The following is a 22,252-nucleotide window of genomic DNA, read 5'->3' on the forward strand; positions in this document are numbered from 1 at the left end:
ATTGAATCGTCACTTTTTAGCTCCCATTTTTCTCTGGTGGTTTAGTTTTGTCTTACTGTTTCACCGCGCCCGCGGTCAGACCGCTGACGAGATACCGTTGAAGGAAGAAAATCACGATCATCGCCGGCGCGATGCCGACGAAACTTGCCGCCATCAACTCGTTCCAGACGACTTCCTGGCGGCCGAAATAGGCAAACAGGCCGACCGGCAGAGGGGCGTATTCCGTCTTGGAGTTGAAGGTCAGGGCGTAGATGAATTGCTGGGCGTAGGAGCCGATGAAGGTGGTGATGGCAACGACGGTGATGCCCGGCATGGCGATCGGCAGGATGACCCGGCGCAGCGTATAGAAGTGGCTGGCGCCATCGACGAAGGCCGCTTCATCGAGCTCTCGCGGGATGCGCATCATATAGGTGCGTAGCAGCCAGATCGCCGATGGGATCAGGAAGGCGATGCCGGGAACCATGATGGCGAAATAGGTGTTCAGCAGCCCGAACGAGCGCATCAGCCGGAAGAGCGGGATGAGAAGAACGGCGCCCGAAAACATGTTGACCGCCAGGAACGCGCCGAGCAGCAGCCCGGCGCCGCGGAATTCGAAGCGCGCGAAGGCATAGGAGGCCGGGACGACGAGGATCAGCACCACCGTCGTGACGATCGTCGAGATGAAGAAGGAGTTGAAGATGTAGCGCGCAAAGCCCGGTACGCTCACCCACATGGTCCGATAGGCTTCGAACGAGCCGTTTTCGGGAATGAACCGATAGGGGGACGAAAACAGCTGGCTGAGCGGCTTCAGCGAGACGAGGAAACCCTCGACGAAGGGAGCGAGAACGAAGGTGAGGAACACCAGGATACCGGCATAGATGCCGACGATCTCGTACCATTTGTAGCGGTTGATCAGCAGATGCGGCGTTCTCATCGCTTGTCTCCGGAAGAAAGACGGCTGGTGATGCGGAAGTAGCAGACGCAGAAGATCGACAGGAAGATGCAGATCAGCACGGCGCGGGCAGCGCCCTCGCCATATTTGTTGGAGCCGATCGCCGTCTTGTAGGTGTCGATGATCATCGTCGTGGTCTCGCCGCTCGGGCCACCGCGCGTCAGGATCCAGATGATGTCGAAGGAATTGAAGGTCGAGATCAGCGACAGCATCGACATGGTGATCATCGACGGCACGATCAGCGGCAGGGTGATGCGGCGGAAGCGATAGAAACGTCCGGCGCCGTCGGTCCAGGCCGCTTCGTAAAGATCCTGCGGGATCGCCTGCATGGCCGCCAGCATGTAGAGCGTCACCATCGGCACGCCGATCCAGACGTCGGTGATGATGGTCGCCCAGAAGGCCGTCGATCCCTCGGCAAGGAAGGCGACGGGACCCGACGCCAGGCCGAAGCGCTGCAGCATGCCGGAGATCATGCCGAACTGGCCGTTATACATCCAGCCCCACATGAAGATGCCGATCGCCATCGGAACGATCCAAGGCGGCATGGTCAGCACGCGAAACAGCGCCCGGCCGGGCACGGCGGAATTCAACATCGTGGCGCCGAAGACGCCGATGATCATCTTGATCGACACGGAGAAGAACGTCCAGATGAAGGTCCGGATGATGACCTCGGCAAAGGTCGAGTTGAAAATTTTGCCGTAATTGACCCAGCCCACCCAGTTGGTGGTCTTCTTCAGCGACGCGTCGGTGAATGACAGGATGAACGTGTCAAGCAGCGGATAGGCGACAATGACTGTCACATAAAGGACGGCCGGAAAGAGAAGGAGCCAGGCGAAGATGATTGTGCTGCGTTGAACACCCATCTCCAGCCCTCCTCAAGCCGCTCTTGCGTGAAGGGCTTCGTCGAAGCGGTCCCAGATGGGACGCAAGTCGACGATCGTCTTTTTCATTCGCGCCTCATCCATGGCAAGCGCCAGAATGCCGGCTTCCAATGCATTCAATGTCGAGACAGGCAACTCGAGGCCAGTGCGGACGCTCTCAAGGATATCGGCGGCCATCTGTTCGTCAGCGCCGTAATGCTGCGAGAGTTCGGTTTCTGCATATTTGGTCTCGAAGACCTTCTTGCCGGTCAGCTGCTCGTGGACATCGAGATAGCCGCGCACGAAATCGCCTTCCGCCATACCGCGCGATCCCATGATCGCGAAACGGCGGAACTGGTCGGGAACGTTCAGGTTGGTGTGGAAATTCATGCCGACGCCATTGGCATATTCGACGATCGCCACCTGGTAATCGATGATATCGCCGTCGCTGTCGAACACCTTGTCGGATCCCATCCAGCCGCTCGGCTTGCGATGGAAGAGTTCGAGGTCGTTGATGCCCTCGCGGGCCGGATCGTTGGCGGGCGTGAAGCTCTTGCGGCCGCCGAAGCTGGCAACGCGCTCCGGCCGGGCGCCGACGACACCATTATAGAGGTCGAGATCGTGGCAGCATTTTTCCAGCATGAAGCTGCCGGAATAGCGTTCGTAACGGCGCCAGTCGCGCATGAAGAAGGCGCCGTGATAGGGCTCGATATGCTCGGAGGCCTCGATGGAAACGATGTGACCGAGCTTGCCTTCCGCCTGAACAGCGCGCAGGTCCTTGTAGAGCGGCGAGTATCGCAGAACGAGACCGACCATCAGCCGCTCATGACCAAACTTGGCCATCAGGTGAGCGAGCTCGATGCTCTCGGCGATCGTCGTGACGATCGGCTTTTCGCAGAAAACCTTGAGGCCGGATTCAAGGCCGAGGCGGATGTGATCGAGATGCATGTGATTGGGAGAGCCGATCATCAAGAGATCGAGCTTTTCGGAAGTAAGCAGTTCCTGCGGCGTGCCATAGGCCTTGCCGACGGAGATGCCCTTTTCCTGCAACCCCGGAAGGCCCGCGGGCTCCGGATCGACATAGCCGACGATTTCGAAGCTGCTGTCGATTGCCGTGAAGACATGGCCGAGGTAGCCGAGCCGGAATCCCAGCCCTATGATTCCCACTTTCATCCCGATGACGTTCCCAATTTAGTAATTTATTTTCTTCAAGTTGGGACAAAAATCAGAGGCCGTCAACCGAAAACGGGCCTGAAAGCGCATTGATGAAATTTATTTTCATCATATACGATCTAGGCGCAGTTTTCGCGGTTCAAACGCAAACGCGACTTGCGGCCGGTGGGGCGGCCGCTGCGCGATAAGTGAAACTGGTTTCTATTTCCGGCACCAGTTGCGCCCGAAAACAGTTTTCAGGGAAATGCCCGTTCAGTTCAGACTACGCCCGGGGTTGGCGTTCGGCAAGTCATGCCAGATCGCGGCGCCTCGGAAACGCTGCGATGGCGTGCTGCAGGGCTCAGAGGTGGCTGCGATCACTCTCCGGCCGAACGTCCGGTCGCGAGTTCCAGCTTGCGCAGGCAGTCGTCATTGCCGGCGAAACGGAAGATGCCATAGACGGCAAGACCGAGATCCTCGCTACCCGATATCGTCAGGCTGGCAGATTCCGCGTTGCCGAAACGCAGAGACAGATCGTTCCACTGGTCGAAGATCTGTCTGTCTTCGTTGATGATCGCGGCCTCGAACTGACTGTTGTCGCGCAGCTCGCCGTCTTCGGCATGGTCGACGGTCTCGTCGGGTTTTCCGAGCTGGCGGCTCATCAACTGGTAGGCCTTGGCGAACAAGGCGCGCGTCTTGCGGCCATCTTCGTCGCCGGCGATATAAGGCGAGACCGCCGAAATGTTGCAGATCCCGGTGCCCTTCACATAGGCGAGAATATACTCGTTGAAGAGACTGCTGGCTTCCGGGGCCCCCCTGCAGACATATTGCCCGGTCGCATCCGCGCTGCTGCTGCCGCCATCGATCGCCTCGCAGCCAAGCGCCGAAGGACGCATATCCTGGGCGATACCGAAGGGCAGCATCGGTGGAGACGTGTCCTGCGGCGCGGCCGATGGGGTGACGATTGCCGCCGCAAGCGCAATCGGAAGCATGCCGAAATCGAAAGCCATCATGTCCTCGTCAGCGATTCCGTTTCAGTCAATCGCATGACAAGCGCGCGATTGCCACCGTCAGCCAAACGCAGCTGTGGACAAGCACGTTCCTTCACGATCTTGCAACGGCATGTAACGCGGGGTGGTTCGCCTTGCTGGGACCAGATTGAAGGAGGGCCCTTACTGCCCGATCCGGCCTAAATCCGGCGATAAATCTACACACCAAAAAGCACCACGTAGCCTTTTCCAAGATGTGGAACGTGGAGTTTAGCGCGGTGTGGGTCAAAAGGCTTCGGCCAGATCGATCTTGTCGATCGACCGAAAAAGGCTCGCCGTGCAAATCGATCCGGCGAGCCTTCCGCAATTGCCGAGTCAAGCGACGGCACAGAAGTCCGACAATAACAGCCGGACCTCGATAGCACCTACGAAAGCAGGGGTGAGAAAGTTTCGCGAGGTCAATTGCCCATCGAACGGGTTGATCTGAGTGCCCGGCATTGATCAGGGGGAGGGGGCCATATGTCTCGTTGTGCCAATGAAGCTCGGTAAAATTGTAGGCACTGTTGATACCGCAATTTAGCGTGCCAAAGCTATGTTGGTAAAAACTCGGGAGGCGAGCCATGCTGTCAGAGGTCGAGGTCACATATTTCCGTAGCCGTATTGACGACGTCCTTGGAGAAAGACGGATGTCTGATGGCAGCGTGACTTCCTCCAGGACATGCGGCGGAAGATCGAACGCAATGGCACAAAGACGCGCTTCAGCGAGAAGCAGCTGGCGACTTTAAAGCGATTGACAATGATCAAAGGTGACGCCGACTTGCGTTTGGTGACGAGCAATTTCGCACCTCGTAAGCCGCATTGGAACATACTCTGGGGCCTCAGCTACCGCGAGCAGAGGCTACTCTTCATCGCCGCAATATTGGTCGTCATCATGCTAGCGGCGTTAGGCCGTCAGGTTGCCGATAACTTTAGCGCCCAAGTGCTCACAGGCATCACCTCATCATCGCTATCGCGGAGCTTTTCCGTCACCGACGGCGACACCATCAAGATGGATGACGGCACTCGGGTCAGACTTGTCGGGTTCAATACGCCTGAAAAATTCGAACCGAGATGTGAGAATGAGCGTGTGCTTGGCATCAGAGCAAGCAAACGCCTGGTTGAGATTGTCTCTTCAGGAAAGCCGGCCGTCACGAAAGTTGCCTGCTCATGCAAGCCGGGGACCGAAGGGACAGACAGGTGTAACTACGGCCGGAGCTGTGGAATTCTGGAGGTTGATGGCCGAGATGTGGGCCAAACATTGATTGCGGAAGGTCTGGCTGTCCCATTTACATGTGTGCCGTCCGGCTGCCCTCCTACTCCAAGACCATGGTGCGGTTGATCAGCCGTCTGCATAGCCCCTCGCCAAGGCTTGAACCCCTCACCAGGACTTCAAGAAGTCAAGGAACGGCTCCAACCCGGTCAGTTCCGTGCGTGGGCCCAGCCAACCTGCCCAATAGTTTCCCTAGAGAAAACTCGATTGCTGTTCGTGCGCTGTACGGAGACGGATTTTTCGCACGCGGTCCCAGCCAGCGTGAGGGCGAGCCCAACTATCTCATAGTTGTCGTCAAAGTGGACCACCGCCAAGACATCGAAGCCATCGAGATCGGAGATTGCAGAGATCTAGCGAGATAAATTTCTTCCATAGACGTTTCCCGTCATGATTTGAGCACTGTCTCGGGATGGCTGCAATCGGGATGGCTGGGAGCGTTCAGCGAGCGCCCTTAAGGCGGAAGCGGGCTTCGAGGTGGTTCCAGCTGCGTCTCAGAATCTCGACGATGATGATGTAAACGATCGCCGCGGCGATATAGAGGTGGAAGTCGTAGGTGCGCTGAAAGGCGAAACGCGTGGCCCCGAGTAGGTCGTAGACGGTGACGACGCTCGCCACTGCGCTGCCTTTGAGGACGAGTACGACTTCGTTGCCGAAACCGCGCAAGCCATGACGCGCCGCCTGCGGCGCGACGATCATCAGCATCGCCAGCCACGGTTTCAGGGCAAGAGCCTTGGCGGCTTCCATCTGTCCCCGCGGAACGGCAAGCACCGCACCGCGGAAGATCTCGGATTGATAGGCCGCGGTGTTGAGACTGAAGGTCAGAAGCACGCAGAATTGCGGCTCGCGGAACAGTGGCCAAAGGCCGAGCGCCTGCAGTTCCGGCCGGAATTGTCCGGAGCCGTAATAGACCAGGAAGACCTGGGCGAGCAGCGGCGTGCCGCGCACGGCATAGGAATAGGCATATGCTGCAGCCCTCACCACCTTGGGACCAGACAAGCGCGCCCAGGTGAGGAGTGCGGCGAGGATCGCCCCGAGCGCAATGGAGATGACAGTCAGCTCGATGGTGATGAGCAGGCCCGAGAACAGCCGCCCGCCATATTGCTGGAAAACATCGAGATCGATCATCGGGCGTCTCCCCAACCGCGATTGGCGTAGCGCTCGAGTGCCGAGAGCACGGTGCTGGAAATCATCGTCAGCAGCAGGTAGATGCCGCAGGCGGCGGCGTAAAACAGAAAAGGCTGCTTGGTCTGGCCGGATGCCAGGTAGGCTTGGCGCAGGATGTCGTCGAGGGCGATGACCGAAACCAGCGATGTTTCCTTGAGAAGCGCCAGCCAGCAATTGCCGAGCCCGGGCAGGGCAGGGCGCAGAAGCTGCGGAAAGATCACCTTCAGGAACAGCGGAAAGGGCTTGAGACCCAGGCTCAGCCCGGCTTCGATCTGGCCGCGGTCGATGCCGCGCAACGCGCCGAGCAGGATTTCGCTGGAATAGGCGGCGAAAACGGCGCCGAGCGCAATGACGCCGGCGATGAACGGGCTGAGTTCAAGATTGACGCTGTAGCCCATCCATTCGCCGATCGTCCGGATGGCGATGGAGGAGCCGTAATAGATCAGGAGAAGCGTCAGCAATTCCGGCAGGCCGCGGAAAGCGGTGGTGAATGCTTCGCCAAATGCCCGCAGCGCTTTGCTGCGGGCATTCTTCATCAAGGCGAGTGCGAGCCCCAGCGCGAAGCCGAAGGGCAGGGTCGTCAGCGCCAGCTCTACCGTCAGCAGAGTACCGGCGAGTAGCTGACCGCCCCAGCCATTCGCGCCAAATCCGAGAGTTTCCATATGCCTCTTCGTCTCCAGGGTCTCGGCAGAGCGGGCTTAGTAGATCGAGAAGGGGAAATACTTCGCGTTGATCGTCTTGTAGGTGCCGTCGGCGACGATCGCGGCCAGAGCCTTGTTCAGCTTTTCCTGCAGCGCCGGTTCGGCCTGGCGGATGCCGATGCCGACGCCGTCACCCAGGTAGTGCGAGTCCTTGATGTCGTTGCCGGTCAGCTGGCAGCAATCGTTGCCCGACTTCTTGAACCACTCGGTCAGCGTGATCTTGTCGGCCATGACGGCATCGACGCGGCCGGCGACGAGATCGAGAAGAGCTTCGTCAACGGTGCCATACTGGCGGACTTCGGCGTCCTTGTACTTGTCTTCGATCAGCGTCGAGAAGGTCGAGGAGGACTGAACACCGAGCGTCTTGCCCTTCAGGTCGTCAGGCGTGTTGCCCGGCAGCGGCGCCGACTTCAGAACCGCCATCGCACCAGCCGTGTGGTAGTAGGGGTTGGTGAAAGCGATCTTCTTCTTGCGCTCGTCGGTGATCGACATCGAAGCGACGATCGCATCGTAGTGGTGGGCGAGAAGGCCAGGAATGATGCCGTCCCAATCCTGCGCCACGATCTTGCAGTCGGCCTTCATGTTGTCGCAGAGCGCCTTGGCGATATCGACGTCGAAACCGGCCAGCGTGCCGTCTGCCTGCTTGAAGTTGAAGGGAGGATAGGCGCCTTCGGTGGCGATGGTCAGCGTGTCCTGGGCACTGGCGGTGGTCGCCGAAAGCCCGAGAAGGCCGAATGCCGTCAGTGCTGCAGCTGCAATAGTCCTGTTCATCTCAGTTCCCTTTATCATTATGGTGGTTGCTTGCCGGAAGCCGCCCTTGGAATGCTGATGCCGTTCCGCGCCGGGCGGCCTTAAATTTCCTCCAAGGATCCGTAGTTCTCGGAAGAATTGCTGCCGCTCTTTTTCTGCCTCAGGTCTTTCAGGTGCTTGTAGAGCGTCGCGCGCGACATCTTCAGCACCTCGGCGATGTAAGGCGTCGCGTTGCGGATCGAGAAAATGCCCTGGCGATCGAGAATGCCGACCAGTTCGCTCAAATCGTCCTTGCTGAGACCTGCCTCGGTCAGCCGCTTCTCGCGCAGATAGGCGTCGATCGTGGCGCTGACCACCTCTTTCCAGTCACTCTTGAAGAGCGCTGCCGGCGGGTCGGACGGCGGCGAGAACTGAATGAGGTTGCGGATGAATTCGACGGCACCTTCGAAGGCGGAGATATCGAGGTTGACGCAGAGAAGTCCGACCGGCCGCTCGGCGTGATCGCGCAGCACCGCGGTAACGGAGCGAAGCTGGCGCCGATCCCAGTTGGTCTTGCGGTACGGCCCGATCACCGAGGAGTCGATCGAGATCGCCACATCGAGATCGGTCATCGACGAGTCGCCCGGCCGGCGCTTCGAAAAGGCGTTGGCGATATAGGCGATGTTGCCGGTTGCGAGGTCATGCAGAACCACTTCGGCATGCGGCTGCAGAAGCGTTGCGATCGCCTGGCAAACGGGGACGTAGGGCTTCAGAACTTCCTTCATGAGCAACAGTTACGGCTGATGAGACATTTTGTCAATTCAGACATATTGTCTCAAACGAGATCCGGGTATAGGAGATTGGAAGGGAGGAAATGGAGTGCGTGACAGAGGCATGGACCAGCATTTCAGCGCTGGTTTTATCGCTTCTCGTTCGCCGCCGAATTTCTCAAGCCGAGGTTGTGGATGCAGACGCAGTGTCTCCCGATGGATTTTCTGTCTAATTTTCTATCCGCCGAGACGATCCTGCGCCGGCCTTCAAGAATGGAGTTTTACATGAGCATTTCCGAGACCATCGAAGCGGCAGAGCGCCGTATCCGGCCATACGCACGGGAAACCCTGCTGGAGCCGTCGCCGGTGTTTTCAAGCCGGGTGGGCCAGGAGGTTCTCCTCAAGCTTGAAAACCTGCAGCATACCGGATCCTTCAAGCTGCGCGGCGCGCTGAACAAGATCCTGGCGATGGGCGGCGAGGCGACGAAGACCAAGGTGGTCACCGCTTCATCCGGAAATCACGGCGCTGCCGTTGCCTATGCTTTGCGCGTCATCGGCGGCAAGGGTCTGGTTTTCGTCCCCGAGGGTGCATCGCCCTCGAAGGTCGCCAATATCCGGAACCTCGGCGCCGAGGTTGAATTCTTCGGTGACGACAGCATCGATACCGAAATCCACGCACGCGCCTATGCTGCAGAGCATGGCTGCCTCTATGTTCCGCCTTACAACGACTATGAGGTCATGCGCGGCCAGGGCACCATCGGCGTCGAGCTGATGCGTCAGAGCCAGCCGATCGACAACCTCTTCATCTCCGTCGGCGGCGGCGGCCTGATCGGCGGTATTGCTGCTTATATCAAGGCCGTCTCGCCGAACACCCGTATCATCGGCTGCTCGCCTGCGGCATCCTGCGTGATGGCGCGCTCGGTCGAGGCCGGTTCGGTTCTCGATCTTCCGTCTGACGATACGCTTTCCGATGGCACGGCCGGCGGCCTCGAATCCGATACGATTACCTTCCCCTTCTGCCGCGATCTCGTCGATCACTGGATCGACGTTTCAGAAGAAGAGATCGCCGAGGCGATGCGTACCTTCATCGACGGCCACCACATGCTGCTCGAAGGTGCGGCCGGTGTCGCACTCGCGGGCCTTTGCAAGGCCGGTGCCGAATGGACCCGCGGCCGCTCGGTCGCCGTCATCTGTGGCGCGAATATCAGCCGCGATGTTCTGAGGAGCGTGATTTGAGCGCGCCACGGCTGTTTTCTCCGGAGGAAATCAGAAAGCGCCTCGAGACGGTGGATCCCGTCCTTTGCGTGGAAGAGGCATTTCGCTCCTTCTCGCGCGGCGAAGCCATCGTCCCGCCGCCGGGCGAATTGATCTTCGACAACCCGCCGGGTGACGTGCATATCAAGTATGGCTATATCGGCGGCGGCGCGTTCTATGTCGTCAAGATCGCCTCCGGCTTCTACGAGAACCCGCGCCATGGTCTGCCGAGCAGCAACGGCGTGATGCTGGCCTTCGATCGCCAGACGGGCGCGCTTGCGGCCATTCTCGACGATCGCGGCCATCTGACGGATATCCGCACCGCTGCGGCAGGCGCCGTCGCGGCCAAGTACCTGGCCCCCGAAAACGTCGAGACGATCGGTGTCATCGGGACTGGTCTGCAGGCCGAGCTCCAGGTGAAATTCCTGCAATTCGTCAGGCCCTGCAAGAACATCCTCGTCTGGGGCCGCCGGGCGGAAGCTGCCGAAAGCTATGCCGAGCGGATGCGCAAGGACGGTTACACGGTCGCAGTCGCATCGAGCGTCGAGGATGTGGCGGAACGCTGCCGGATCATCGTCACCACCACTGCAAGCCACGAGCCGCATCTCCATGGCGCCATGATCCGCCCGGGAACGCATGTGACCGCGATGGGCGCGGATACGCCCGACAAGCGCGAACTGCATGCCGATATTTTCGCCGCTGCCGATCTGGTTGCCGTCGATAGCCGCGTCCAGGGCGCGCTGCGCGGTGACCTGAAGGGTGCGCTGGATGCCCGGACTGTCGAACTCGAGCGCGTCAGCGAACTGGGTCAGATCATCGCCGGCACGGCGAAGGGGCGGTCCAGCGCCGGTCAGGTGACCGTTGCAGCACTCACCGGTCTGGCCGTGCAGGACGTGGCGATCGCATCGGCGGTTATCGCCGGAGATATCTGATGCCTGCCGCGCCGCGTGCGGTGTCCGTGTTCAACGAGGTGAGGTCATGTTTCAGACGATAGTGGATGCCTTCCCCCAGCTGCGGGACATGCGCCGCACCATGCATGCGCATCCGGAGCTGTCGCTCGAGGAGGCGTGGACCGCAGCCTATGTCGCCGAGCGTCTGCGCGAGCTCGGGATCGAGGTTCATACCGGGATCGGTGGCCACGGTGTTGTCGGCGTCATTCACGGATCGGCCCCTGGGCCAGCCATTGCCCTGCGCGCCGATATGGATGCGCTGGCGATCGAGGAACAGAGCGGCCGTCCCTACGCGTCGGAGATCCCGGGCAAGATGCATGCCTGCGGCCATGACGGACATGTGGCGATCCTGATCGGCGCGGCGACGCACCTTGCCCGCACGCGGCGTTTCCGCGGAACGGTCTATCTGTTCTTCCAGCCGGCCGAGGAGCGCTATGGCGGCGCCCAGCACATGATCGATGATGGGCTTCTCGCCCGTTTCCCAGCAGAGCGGGTGTTCGGCCTGCACAACTGGCCGGGCCTCCGGGCCGGCGCCATCGTCGTCCACGATGGTCCCGTCATGGCCGGAACCGGCGAATTCGAGGTCACGTTCACGGCCGCCGGCGCGCATGCGGCCATGCCGCATCTGACCGGTGATCCGATCCTGGCCGGGTCGCATTTCGTCACCGGTGTCCAGCAGATTGCCGCGCGCGCCATCGATCCGCTCAGCGCCTCGGTCGTCACCATCGGTTCGTTTCAGGGTGGACATGCGCAGAATATCATTTCCAAGAAGTCGGTCCTCACGGGGACCTTCCGCGCCTTCGGCCTCGACGTGCTGCAGCTGATCCAGCGCCGCCTCGAAGAGATCGTCCGCTCTGCCGCGGCAATTGCCGGAACGGAGGGTGCGATCCGTTTCGACGATGGTCTGTGTCCGCCAGTGGTCAATACGCGGGCGGAAGCCAGGCTGATGCGCGATGCGGCCACCGAGCTTTTCGGCGAAAGCGAGGTCGAAACCCTGCCGCCGACGATGGCGGGCGACGATTTCGGCGTGTTCCTGCAGCATCTGCCCGGCGCCTATATCTGGATCGGCAACGGCACCGCCGATGAAAGTGCCGGGCTGCATCTGCCGAACTACGACTTCAACGACGACATTCTCGTGCGTGGCGCAAGCCTGCTTGCCGCGACGGCGGAACGGGCGCTGGCGTGATGTCCGCTATGTCTGTGACGATATCAGGGAAATGCAGCCATGTATGATCGCAGCTTTCTGGAGGATTTTTCGGCGACCTTTCCCGCGGCGCGCCAGAAATTTCTTGATGCGTGCCGGGACGCGGCAATTCTCGAAACCTTTCCGCATCCGCTCAAAGGTCCAGACGGCGAAGAGCTTGCAACCGATACCGCCTATTTCGGCCGCATCGATGCGCCATACCTGATCGTCTCGGTCTCAGGCACCCATGGTGTCGAGGGCTGGGCGGGTTCTGCCTGCCAGACGGGCTGGGCGCGCCGCGACCTGGCGCTGCCCGATGATGTCGCGATGCTGCATATCCATGCCATCAATCCCTGGGGCATGGCCTGGGACCGGCGTCAGCAGGAAGACAATGTTGACCTCAACCGTCACTATGTCGACTTCGCCTGCGTTCCGGCCAATCCCGATTATGCGAAACTCTACGAGCACGTGATGTGCCCTGAGGACGATACCAACCGGCGCAACGCGGCCGATGCGGCGCTCGCCGCCTATCGCGAGAAGCATGGCCGTCTGACCTCCGGCATGACCCTGCAGGGCGGCCAGTATTCTTTCCCGGATGCGCCATCCTATGGCGGGTCGGCACCAGTCTGGAGCCGCCGGATTGTCGATGAGATCTTCGACCGCTATTGCGGCAAGGCCAAGCGCATCGCCGTCGTCGATATCCACACGGGCTACGGCCCCTATGGCTACGGCATTCCACTCTGGCACATGCCCGGCGGACCGCAGCTTGAGAAGGCGCGTACCCTTTTCGGCCCGACCATCGAGGCGCCGCTGGCCGGCGATCGTGCCCATGAGGAATTCATCCAGCACGGCCATTTCTACGGCTATTGCGAACGCCAAATCGCCAAGGCCGATGTCATCGCCATGTGCCTGGAATTCGGCGGCGAATGGCTGGCGGACGGACAGAGGGCGCGGCTGGAACGCAACGATGCGCTGCTGTGGCGTGATGGCGACCGTCTCTCGGCCGAAGCGCGCGCCGCGCGCCGCCGCTGGCGCGATCTGCATTGCCCCGACAGCGACGACTGGCGCGAGATGGTCTGGTTCCGCGGCCGCCAGGTCTTCCGTGAAATGGTCGAGCGCATCCGGCTCGATGACGAAACCTCTATGCCCGAAATGAACCAAGCATGACATTACGCATTATCGATCAACCCGTTGTTCGCCAGCTCCTCACCATGCCCGTCTGCATCGATCTGATGGCGCAAGCGATGCAGCAGACCGCCCAGGGTGAAACGCTGCAGCCGCCGCGCTGGATCATGGGTCTGCCGGGAGACCGCGGCCGGGGCTTCGGGCTGATGCCGGGGGCGATGAAGGAACCGGCGGGCTTCGGCGCCAAGCTGACGGCCGTCTATCCCGAGAACGGCGCCAAGGGCCTGCAGTCGCATCGCGGTATCATCGCGCTTTTCGACACGGAGACCGGTGCGCCGGTGGCAATCGTCCATGGCGGCGAGGTCACCGCCATCAGAACGGCAGCCGCCAGCGCGCTCGCAACGCGCCTGTTGGCACGCCCCGACGCCAGTGATCTGGCGATCCTCGGCTATGGCGAACAGGCGCTTCAGCATCTGAAGGCGATGGCGGCTGTCCGCACGCTCAACCGTGTCCGTGTCTGGGGCCGTTCGCAGGAACGCGCCGAACATTTTGCCCGCGAGGGCCGGGCGCTCGTCGATTGCACCATCGAAGTTTCCCCATCGGTGGAAGCAGCCGTTGCCGGTGCAAGCCTGATCTGCACGGTGACGGGTGCGGCCGAACCTATTCTTGCCGGCCGGATGATCAGCCCGGGTGCGCATCTCAACGTGGTCGGCTCAAGCGTTGCCGCGGCCCGCGAGATCGACGTCGATGCCGTCGCGCGCTCGCGCTTCTTCGTCGATTACAAACCCTCGACGCTGCTGCAGGGCGGAGAGTTTCTGGCCGCGAAACGCGAGGGCCGCGTGAGCGACGATCACATCGTCGGCGAGATCGGCGAGATCCTGATCGGCCGCAAGACCGGGCGCCAGACGGCCGATGAGATTACCATCTACAAGTCGCTTGGGATTCCCGCCGAGGATCTCGTCTGCGCGCATTTTCTCTACACGGCTGCCACCGAGTACGGGCTCGGCGCCAGCGTCGATTTTTCATGAAACGGACGGAGATGGATCATATGAGCCTGCTTGACGACATCGAACGCGCCCGGGCCGCCGTCCAGCCGCATATCCATCGCACGCCGCTTTGGCACTCTTCGACGCTTTCCAAGCTTGTCGGGGAAGACGTTTATCTGAAGGCGGAGCTCTTCCAGAAAACCGGCTCCTACAAGCCGCGCGGCATGATCTGGGCGCTGATGTCGCTCTCCGATGCTGAGCGGGCGGCCGGCGCCATCACCTTTTCGGCCGGCAACGCGGCGCAGGGGCTTGCCTACGCGGGAACGGCGCTCGGCGTGAAGACCGTCGTCGTCATGGCCGCGACCGCCAACCCGACCAAGGTGCAGGCGACCAAGGATTACGGCGCAGAGGTGATCCTGCACGGCACGCCGCAGGAAGCGGCCCAGTTCTGCCTCGATACAGCGCGGGAACGTGGCCTCACCTATATCTCCTCCTATGACGACGATGCGCTGATGACCGGCCATGCCTCGCTCGGCTGCGAGATCTTCGAGGATCTTCCTGACGTCGCGACGATCTTCCTCGGCATGGGCGGCGGCGGCATGGCAGGTGGGCTTGCCAAGGCGGCGATCGCCCATAGCCATTCCGTCTCGCTGTTCGGCATCGAGCCCGAAGGGGCGCCGGCGATGTATGAGAGCCTGAAGACGGGAAGCGCTGTGCGACTGCCTGTCGTCAAGACGATCGCCGATGGTCTGGCCGCGCCAAGTGCCGGCGTCAAGTGCTTCGAGCTTGTCCGCCAGCGGTTCGAGGACGTGTTGCTTGTTGACGACGAAGCGATCGTCGGCGCAATGAAGCTTCTGATGCAGCGTTGCAAGCTCACCCCCGAGCCCGCAGGTGCCGCCGCGCTGGCGGGTCTCCTTGCCAATCGCGAGCGGGTGCGCGGCAAGGGACCGGTCGTCTGCGTCGTTTCCGGCGGCAATATCGATCTCGCGCTGCTCAAGCAGTGGCTTTGACCAATTTACCAAGGATAGCATTATGCGTTTTCAAACAGATGTCAGGGACAGCACACGGATCGGCTTTGCCAGCGGCGATGTGAGCGGCAGCGGCAAGGTGCTGTTTGCGGCTGCAGGGCCCGACGGCAACGCGCTTGTCATATGCGACGAGACGCCGGTTCATCCGGTGAGCTTCCGCTGGCCGGACCAGCCCGCCGATGGCGGCGTCATGATCACGGCCGGCGGACAGCGTCTGGAGATCACCGATGCCTGGACCGGCATGGCCAATGCCGAAACCGGCGAGCTCGTTTTCGGCGAAGACGCCCGGGCGCTCGGCCGCACCGGCGACGAATGGAAGAGCGTCGTCATCCATGTGATCACAGGTGATGCGCCTGCTGCCGGCGAGACCGTCACCATCGAGGTCGATGCCGATCGCCGGCGCAAGCTCAGCCTGGCTCACACGGCAGCTCACCTCTCGGCCTTTGCGCTCAACCGCGCCGCCAAGAGCTATTGGACCAAGGAGGGCGCCGCGCTCGATACGCTCGGAAATCCCGATTTCGACAAGGAAGCGATCGTCAGCGCGCTGCTGTCGGAGCAGGCGTCGGTCGATACCTATCGCGTTGGCAAGACGCTGCGAAAAAAGGGCTTCGAACTCGACCGCTTGGTCGCCGACCTGCCGGCCGTCATCGAGGCGATCAACGAGACGCTGCGCGGCTGGCTTTCTCAGCCCACAGCCATCTCGCTGACGCCAGTTCCCTCGACGCTCGATACGCGGCGCCTCTGGGAATGCGTTCTCGATGGCAAGCAGGCGCAGATGTATTGCGCCGGAACCCACGTGGCGAGCCTCCAGGACATCGCCGCGATCACCGTGTCGATCGAGCCGGTCGATGGTGGCGTCGTCATGCACACGGCAGCACGCTGAGCGGATCTTAAAAAACCTGCAAGGCGGCGGCCTCAACCGCCTTGCACAAGGCGCAGCCGCGTGATCTCGGAAGGCGCAAAGAGTCTGATGGGCGGTCCCCAATAGCCGGTTCCCCGGCTGGTATAGACCCAGAGATCGCCAAGCTTCGCCAGCCCGTGAACGAATGGCTGCTGCATTCGCACGAAGAACATCCACGGCAGAAACTGGCCGCCATGTGTGTGGCCGGAGAGCTGCAACGTGAAACCCGCTTTCGACGCCTCGGGGGCGCTGCGCGGCTGATGGGCCAAAAGCAGCCGGAAGGACGCATCGCCGGGTGCGCCCTTGGCGGCCTTGGCCGGATCGCTCTGATGCCGCGGGTCGAAATGACCGCCGCCATAATCGGTGACGCCGGCAATGACGGCCTGCGCGCCGCGGTGATCGATGACCACATGCTCGTTCATCAGCACCGTCAGCCCTAGCCGGCGAAACTCGCTGATCCACGGATCGGCACCCGAATAATATTCATGATTGCCGGTGACGAAAAACGTGCCATGGGGAGCCGCCAGGTCCGCCAGCGGCTGCGTGTGCTTCTGCAGCTGCGGCACCGAGCCATCGACGGCGTCGCCCGTCACGGCGATGAGGTCAGGCTTCAGCGCGTTGACCGTCGCGACGATCTTTTCGACATAGCCGCGCTTGATCGTCGGGCCGATGTGAATGTCGCTGACCTGGACGATGGTGAAGCCGTCAAGCGCCGCATCAAGTCCGGCGACCGGAACATCAACCGTTTTCACCGGCGCGCGGCGGCGTGCGAAATAGAGGCCGAGAAGGCTGAGAAGCAGCGCAAGCGCGGGGACGCCGAGTGCGGTGAATTCCGCAAAGGACCGGACGGGCGTACCCGCCCCCGATACCCATCCGGCGATGGCGAGCGCGGTCAGCGCGATGTCGCGCAGGACTGTGAGAACGAGCAGCGACGAGAAGAAGCCCATGGCGGAAAGACCGGCCCATGCCAGCAGATCGGACAGTGGCTGGCGGCTGATCATCCGGGCTGCCATTCCAAGCGGTATCAGGGTCACGGAAGCGGCAAGGGCGATGACCGCCAGCCACTTCAGCGCACCATCGACGGGTGCTGCGGGTATCAGCCGGATGCCGACATAGAGATGCATCAGAAGGCCGATGGCCATGACGCGGACGAAGAAGGCGGAAGGGCGCATGAGAAATCCGTCAATGGAAGCCGGCCGCATGATGCGAGAGCGGCGTGCCAGAGCAAATAGGAACTGCGGCACGCCAGTAAAAGAGGCCATGCTGCTCGGCCATCTCGGCGGCGCGCCTCTTGCGGAAGCGGCACGCCGTCGAACCCGCGGGCGACGATCAGCCGGCGGCGGCCATCGCGGCTTCCAGGCTGCGGCCGTCATTCGCCCACAGATGCTCGATCTGCAGGGCAGTCGGATCCGGGAAGATGTAGGCGTCACCGTTTTCGATGCCGCGGACGATATTGACCGCGACATGCTCCGCCGTCGCCTTTTCGAGCGGGATATGCCTGGCGAGATCGGTATCGACGGGGCCGGGATAGATGCCGATGACATCGATGCCGGAAGCCTTCAACGTGGCGCGCAGCGTCTGCGTCAGCGATTGCAGCGCAGCCTTCGAAGCCGAATATCCGCCGAGCGGCGGGGCGGAAACCAGGCCGACGATGCTGACGACGTTGACGATCGTGCCGGAGCCGCGGGCGATGAAACCGGGCGCGAAGGCGCGGATGACACGCAGCGTCCCGTAATAATTGGTCTCCATGTCGCCGTTCAGTTCTTCATGCGTGCTGCTGATGAAGTCGTTGAACGCAAGGCTCCCGGCATTGTTGAGCAGCACATCGACATCGGGCGCGGCGGCAAGCGCCTGCTTGACCGAGGCATCGTCGGTCACATCAAGCTGCAGGGGCACGACGCGGGCATCGGCGAAATCGGGAAGCGACGCGACATTGCGGGCTGTGGCGTAGATCTTCTTGACGCCAGCGCCGAGCAATTCCTTGACGGTGGCTGCGCCGATGCCGCGGTTGGCGCCCGAAACCAGGACGGTCTTATCTCTCAGTGACATTTGCTTTCCTTCCAGGCCATCGCTGCGGCCATAGGTTCGAAAATTTAGTAAACAGATCTGTTTACATCATGAATGGATAAACAGATCTGTTTACCGTGTCAACGCAGTTTGCTAAAGCTGTCGTCAGACGACCGTGAGGAAATGAGACATGCCCGACGCCGCGCCGATCCCGGCCAAGAAACTCGAAATCCTGAAACTGGCCTTCGACCGCTTTTACGATGGCGGCTTTCATGCCACCGGCATCGACACCGTCATGGCCGAGAGCGGCATCTCCAAGCGCACGCTCTACAAGTATTTCGCCTCGAAAGAGGACCTGATCGAAGCGGTGCTCGATTATTATGGCGAGGGCATCGCGGACGCTTATTTTGCCCCTGCAACGGCCACAGATGGCGATCCGCGCCAGCAGATCCTCGCCTGTTTCGACAGCCGGCGCATGCAGCTGGAGGCAGACCGCCGGGGCTGCCTGGGGATCAAGGCTTCGCAGGAATATGCCGGCAAGCACGAAGGCATCGCGGCGCGCGGTGAACGTCTCGGCCTCCATGTCGAGCAGCGGTTCATTGGCATGTGCGGGCGTCTCGGCGTGGCCGATCCCGAAGGCCTCGGAAAACAGATCGCCATTCTCTTCCAGGGCGCATTGCTGATGTCACAGGTGTGCCGCAATCCCGCACCCTTTGCTTCCGCCAAGGCGGCGGTCGAGACACTACTTCAAAGCGCAAAGCGTTGAGCTGATCGCTTGGGGCACGTGCCGCCGTCGCACTACGCTTCCCTCTCAGTGACCACCGCCGCCGGGTTGCGGGCTCTTCGGTGGCGTGACATTGCGCAATAGCGGCACCAGCGCAGTGGCGACGACGAAGGCGGCCATGATCACCCGGAAGGCATCGGCATAGGCCATGGTAGAGGCCTCGCGGTAGGCGAGCCTGAAAAGTTGCTTCAAGGCGGCCGTCTGCCCGTCGTTGATGCTTCCGGCGATCTCTGAATAGCGCCGCGCAACGCCGCCCGTCAGCCGCTCCATCGCACCATTCGCAGGCGTCAGGTTGGAGGCGATGGCGTTGAAATGCATGTTGGTCCGGTTGTTGAGGATTGCCGCGCTGACGGCAATGCCGACGGCGCCGCCGAGATTGCGCATCATGTTGAACAGACCGCTGGCATATTTCAGCCGTTCGGGCGGCAGACTGCCGAGGCCGAGCGTCACAGCGGGCGCGACGGCAAAGACCTGCGGAAAGCCGCGGAACACCTGTGGCCAGAAAAGCTGGTCGCCGCCCCAGTCATGGGTGATGGCGCTGAAGCCCCACATCGAGATGCCGAAGGAGGCAAGCCCGAACATCATCAGCCAGCGGATATCGTAGCGCTTGGCGAGCATGATGTAGAAGGGAACGCCGAGCATCGATGCAGCGCCGGTGGAAAAGACGGCAAGTCCGGTCTCCCAGGCATTGAAGCCGCGGACATAGCCGAGAAACAGCGGCGTCAGGTAGATGGTTGAAAATATGCCGATGCCTGTCACGAAGGAAAGCAGGCAGCCGATGGCGAAGTTGCGGTTTCCGAAGGCGCGCAGATCGACGACCGGTTTCGAATAGGTCAGGCTGCGGATGAAGAACAGCAGGCTGGAGATGCCCGCGATCGTTGCGGTGGTGCGGATCGTCTGGTCGTCGAACCAGTTGGCGCGCGTGCCTTCTTCCAGCGTATATTCCAGCGTTCCGAGTGCCACCGCCATCAGCAGGATGCCGGGATAGTCTGCTTCCTTGAGAAGCTTGATATCGGGCTCGTCGATCTTCACCAGGATGGCGACGAGCACGGCGATCAGGGCGCCGGGCACAACGTTGATGTAAAACAGCCAGTGCCAGTTCCAGGTATCGGTAATCCAGCCGCCGATAACCGGGCCGAGCGTCGGCGCGACCGAGGCGATGGTGCCGACGACCGCTGCCGCATAGACGCGCCGCGGTCCCTGGAAATAGTGGAAGGACGAGGTAAAGACCGTCGGGATCATCGAGGCGCCGAGCAGACCCTGCAGGGCGCGAAAGACGATCATGCTGTCGATGTTCCAGGCAAGGCCGCACAGCATGCTGGTCAGTGTGAAACCGGCGGCCGACGCGGTGAACAGCCAGCGCGTCGAGAACACGCGGGTCAGCCATCCCGACAGCGGGATGACGATGATTTCGGCGATCAGGTAGGCGGTCTGTACCCAGCTGATCTCATCCTGCGAGGCCGACAGGCCGCCGCCGATATCCTGGAGCGATGAGGCGACGATCTGGATGTCGAGCAGCGCGATGAACATGCCGAAGCACATCACCACGAAAGGCAGCAGACTGCGAACCCAGCTTGGCTGGGCAGGCGTGACGGGGGCTGTCATGGTCTATTCCTGATCAGGGGCGGGTGTCGACGGTCACCGTTGTCGAGAGGCCGGGCCGCAGCGCCTGATCCCTGACGGCGGTGTCATCGAGCGCCACGCGGACGGGCACGCGCTGGACGATCTTGGTGAAATTGCCGGTGGCGTTTTCAGGCGGAATGACGCTGAAGGTGGCGCCGGTGGCCGGTGCGATGCTGCTGATCCTACCGGTCAGATCGTGGCCGGGATAGATATCGGCGACCACAGTCACCTTCTGCCCGGGCTTGATGACCGCGAGCTGGTCTTCCTTGAAATTGGCGTCGATCCACAGTCCCTTTTCAGGGATCACGCTCAGGAGATAGCTGCCATCGGAAACGAAAGCGCCGACCTGGGCTGCCCGGTTGCCGACGTAGCCATCAACGGGCGAGCGGACCTCCGTGTAGCTGAGATTGAGCAGCGCCGTCTCTGCATCGAGCCTGGCGCCATCAAGCGCCGATTGCGCCTGGGCGATCTGGGTGTCCAGAACCTGTATCTGCTGCCGCGCGGCCGTCAGTCCGGCGTCGGAAGCGGCGACTGCGGCCTTCGCCTGCGTGTCAGCGAGCACAGCCTTCTGGGCGTTCTGCTCTGTTCCTGTGCTCTGGGTCGCCAGATTGCGATAACGCACCGCGTCGATCTCGGTGAAATCGGATGCCGCCTTCTTGGCAGCAAGGTCGGCTTCCGCCTGCTTCACCAGCGAGGCCTGAAGCGCCGACTGGGCGTGAAGATTGTCGAGGCTCGCCTGCTGTTCGCGCACTGCCGCCTCGGCGCGATCGACGGCCGTCTTGAATGCGCGGCTGTCAAGGCGCACCAGCAACTGACCTGCCGTCACCCGCTGATTGTCATCAACCAGAACAGCCTCGACATGGCCGGAAACCCGCGGCGAGAGCGCCGTGGTATTGCCGCCGATATAGGCGTCGTCGGTGGTCTCGAGATAGCGGCCGGTCTGCGACCAGTAATAGCCGTACCATCCGGCGCCGCCGGCGATGGCAATGAGTGCAAGAATGCCGAGCGGCCGCTTGAGGCTTCTCTTCGGCTTCAGGGGAACGGCGCCCTGCGTGAGTTCGGATTCAGTCACGACCTTATTCATGGCCATGCTCCAGTCTTATTGTTCTTGGTTGGGGGCGGGGCGCTCGATCAGCGCCATACCGGACGCTTCGGAGCGCAAGGGATAGCGCAATCGCAACGTCTCGCTAGCGGCAGGCCCGGCGGCGACGTCATATTGCGGCTTGGCGAGCGGGTTTCCGGTCTCGCGGTCGACAAGCACCGGATCGGCCCAGGCGCCGCTTTGCTTGTCGACGATGACAAGGCTCGGCCCTTCAGGTGCGAAATGCCGGTTGCTCCAGGCGATCATCGACCAGATGACCGGGCGGAAGTCCTCGCCGCAGGCCGTCAGCACATATTCGAAACGTTGCGGCCGCTCCTGATACGCCCGCCGTTCCACCAGCCCCGCCTTGACCAGATTGTCGAGGCGGCGCGTCAGCGTCGCGGTGGCAATGCCGAGGTTCTTCTGAAAATCGTCGAACCGCGTCACGCCGCGCAGCGCATCGCGCAGGATCAGAATGCTCCACCATTCGCCGACGCGGTCGAGACTGCGGGCGACAGGGCACTGCATGGATTTGAAGCTCTTATTCTGCATCGTGTCACCAAGTAACTTTCATCATGAAAGTTACATTACGCCGACCGATTGCACTTTGCAAGCCGTTTGCTTGTGTTGCGAAATACAGAGCTCCGGCGCGCCGGCATGGCCGAAACGCGAAGGGCCAGCCGTGGTGTCGGCTGGCCCTTCGCGGATCGCAGAAAAATCAGATG

21 protein-coding genes are annotated in these 22,252 nt (G+C 61.6%); 8 read left to right on the plus strand and 13 right to left on the minus strand.

Annotated elements, in window-relative coordinates:
- Positions 1-52: 52 nt before the first annotated feature.
- The 8 genes from AC1DV9_RS02875 to AC1DV9_RS02910 form a co-directional block, all read right to left on the minus strand.
- Positions 53-913: a carbohydrate ABC transporter permease gene (locus AC1DV9_RS02875; RefSeq protein WP_112597407.1), complete on the minus strand. Its 861-nt coding sequence runs from the start codon at positions 911-913 to the stop codon at positions 53-55.
- Entirely contained in the window at positions 910-1,794 is an 885-nt protein-coding gene (locus tag AC1DV9_RS02880) for a carbohydrate ABC transporter permease (protein WP_442208402.1), read from the minus strand. Before AC1DV9_RS02880 ends, AC1DV9_RS02875 begins: the two co-directional genes overlap by 4 nt.
- Before the next feature lie 12 nt (positions 1,795-1,806).
- Positions 1,807-2,964 (minus strand): Gfo/Idh/MocA family protein, encoded by a 1,158-nt coding sequence (locus AC1DV9_RS02885; RefSeq protein ID WP_477946063.1) that lies wholly within the window; start codon positions 2,962-2,964, stop codon positions 1,807-1,809.
- A 356-nt stretch (positions 2,965-3,320) separates the two neighbouring features.
- Positions 3,321-3,956 carry a hypothetical protein gene (locus tag AC1DV9_RS02890; protein ID WP_477946065.1) on the minus strand — a complete coding sequence of 212 codons (636 nt, stop codon included), beginning with the start codon at positions 3,954-3,956 and terminating at the stop codon, positions 3,321-3,323.
- Positions 3,957-5,679: 1,723 nt separating this feature from the next.
- Positions 5,680-6,366 carry an ABC transporter permease subunit gene (locus tag AC1DV9_RS02895; RefSeq protein ID WP_477946067.1) on the minus strand — a complete coding sequence of 229 codons (687 nt, stop codon included), beginning with the start codon at positions 6,364-6,366 and terminating at the stop codon, positions 5,680-5,682.
- Positions 6,363-7,067 carry an ABC transporter permease subunit gene (locus tag AC1DV9_RS02900; protein ID WP_112538262.1) on the minus strand — a complete coding sequence of 235 codons (705 nt, stop codon included), beginning with the start codon at positions 7,065-7,067 and terminating at the stop codon, positions 6,363-6,365. Before AC1DV9_RS02900 ends, AC1DV9_RS02895 begins: the two co-directional genes overlap by 4 nt.
- Before the next feature lie 36 nt (positions 7,068-7,103).
- Positions 7,104-7,877, minus strand: coding sequence for a lysine/arginine/ornithine ABC transporter substrate-binding protein (locus AC1DV9_RS02905; RefSeq protein ID WP_477946069.1), 774 nt, complete (start codon positions 7,875-7,877; stop codon positions 7,104-7,106).
- Between the two features lie 80 nt (positions 7,878-7,957).
- Positions 7,958-8,620: a helix-turn-helix transcriptional regulator gene (locus AC1DV9_RS02910; protein ID WP_112388810.1), complete on the minus strand. Its 663-nt coding sequence runs from the start codon at positions 8,618-8,620 to the stop codon at positions 7,958-7,960.
- Between the two features lie 270 nt (positions 8,621-8,890).
- On the opposite strand from AC1DV9_RS02910, the gene AC1DV9_RS02915 reads away from it, so the two are divergent.
- From AC1DV9_RS02915 to AC1DV9_RS02945, 7 genes are read left to right on the plus strand one after another with little or no spacing between them, the layout of a single operon-like run.
- On the plus strand, positions 8,891-9,841 hold the full coding sequence (locus AC1DV9_RS02915) for a threonine/serine dehydratase (protein WP_112389049.1): 951 nt from the start codon (positions 8,891-8,893) through the stop codon (positions 9,839-9,841).
- Positions 9,838-10,791: a Rossmann-fold NAD(P)-binding domain-containing protein gene (locus AC1DV9_RS02920; protein WP_162702646.1), complete on the plus strand. Its 954-nt coding sequence runs from the start codon at positions 9,838-9,840 to the stop codon at positions 10,789-10,791. Before AC1DV9_RS02915 ends, AC1DV9_RS02920 begins: the two co-directional genes overlap by 4 nt.
- Before the next feature lie 46 nt (positions 10,792-10,837).
- The gene (locus tag AC1DV9_RS02925; RefSeq protein WP_477946071.1) at positions 10,838-11,995 is read left to right on the plus strand and encodes a M20 metallopeptidase family protein; all 1,158 of its coding nucleotides are present in this window, start codon (positions 10,838-10,840) and stop codon (positions 11,993-11,995) included.
- 39 nt (positions 11,996-12,034) lie between these two features.
- Entirely contained in the window at positions 12,035-13,159 is a 1,125-nt protein-coding gene (locus tag AC1DV9_RS02930) for a DUF2817 domain-containing protein (protein WP_477946072.1), read from the plus strand.
- Positions 13,156-14,145: an ornithine cyclodeaminase family protein gene (locus AC1DV9_RS02935; protein WP_112597426.1), complete on the plus strand. Its 990-nt coding sequence runs from the start codon at positions 13,156-13,158 to the stop codon at positions 14,143-14,145. The genes AC1DV9_RS02930 and AC1DV9_RS02935 overlap by 4 nt, the downstream gene beginning before the upstream one ends.
- Positions 14,146-14,165: 20 nt before the next feature.
- Positions 14,166-15,113, plus strand: a complete 948-nt coding sequence (locus tag AC1DV9_RS02940; RefSeq protein WP_477944711.1) for a threonine ammonia-lyase — start codon at positions 14,166-14,168, stop codon at positions 15,111-15,113.
- A 22-nt stretch (positions 15,114-15,135) separates the two neighbouring features.
- Positions 15,136-16,014: an alanyl-tRNA editing protein gene (locus AC1DV9_RS02945; RefSeq protein ID WP_112597430.1), complete on the plus strand. Its 879-nt coding sequence runs from the start codon at positions 15,136-15,138 to the stop codon at positions 16,012-16,014.
- Between the two features lie 32 nt (positions 16,015-16,046).
- Here the strand turns inward: AC1DV9_RS02945 and AC1DV9_RS02950 are convergent, their stop codons facing one another.
- Entirely contained in the window at positions 16,047-17,204 is a 1,158-nt protein-coding gene (locus AC1DV9_RS02950) for a metallophosphoesterase (protein ID WP_112597533.1), read from the minus strand.
- A gap of 157 nt (positions 17,205-17,361) precedes the next feature.
- Positions 17,362-18,081: an SDR family oxidoreductase gene (locus AC1DV9_RS02955; protein WP_477946075.1), complete on the minus strand. Its 720-nt coding sequence runs from the start codon at positions 18,079-18,081 to the stop codon at positions 17,362-17,364.
- Positions 18,082-18,229: 148 nt separating this feature from the next.
- On the opposite strand from AC1DV9_RS02955, the gene AC1DV9_RS02960 reads away from it, so the two are divergent.
- Positions 18,230-18,805 carry a TetR/AcrR family transcriptional regulator gene (locus AC1DV9_RS02960; protein WP_477946077.1) on the plus strand — a complete coding sequence of 192 codons (576 nt, stop codon included), beginning with the start codon at positions 18,230-18,232 and terminating at the stop codon, positions 18,803-18,805.
- Positions 18,806-18,850: 45 nt separating this feature from the next.
- Here the strand turns inward: AC1DV9_RS02960 and AC1DV9_RS02965 are convergent, their stop codons facing one another.
- From AC1DV9_RS02965 to AC1DV9_RS02975, 3 genes are read right to left on the minus strand one after another with little or no spacing between them, the layout of a single operon-like run.
- Positions 18,851-20,428: a DHA2 family efflux MFS transporter permease subunit gene (locus AC1DV9_RS02965; RefSeq protein WP_477946079.1), complete on the minus strand. Its 1,578-nt coding sequence runs from the start codon at positions 20,426-20,428 to the stop codon at positions 18,851-18,853.
- Between the two features lie 13 nt (positions 20,429-20,441).
- Positions 20,442-21,530, minus strand: a complete 1,089-nt coding sequence (locus tag AC1DV9_RS02970; protein WP_477946081.1) for an HlyD family secretion protein — start codon at positions 21,528-21,530, stop codon at positions 20,442-20,444.
- Positions 21,531-21,545: 15 nt separating this feature from the next.
- On the minus strand, positions 21,546-22,079 hold the full coding sequence (locus AC1DV9_RS02975) for a winged helix-turn-helix transcriptional regulator (protein WP_477946083.1): 534 nt from the start codon (positions 22,077-22,079) through the stop codon (positions 21,546-21,548).
- Positions 22,080-22,252: the final 173 nt, after the last annotated feature.

The organism is Rhizobium sp. 01L410 (assembly GCF_056400165.1).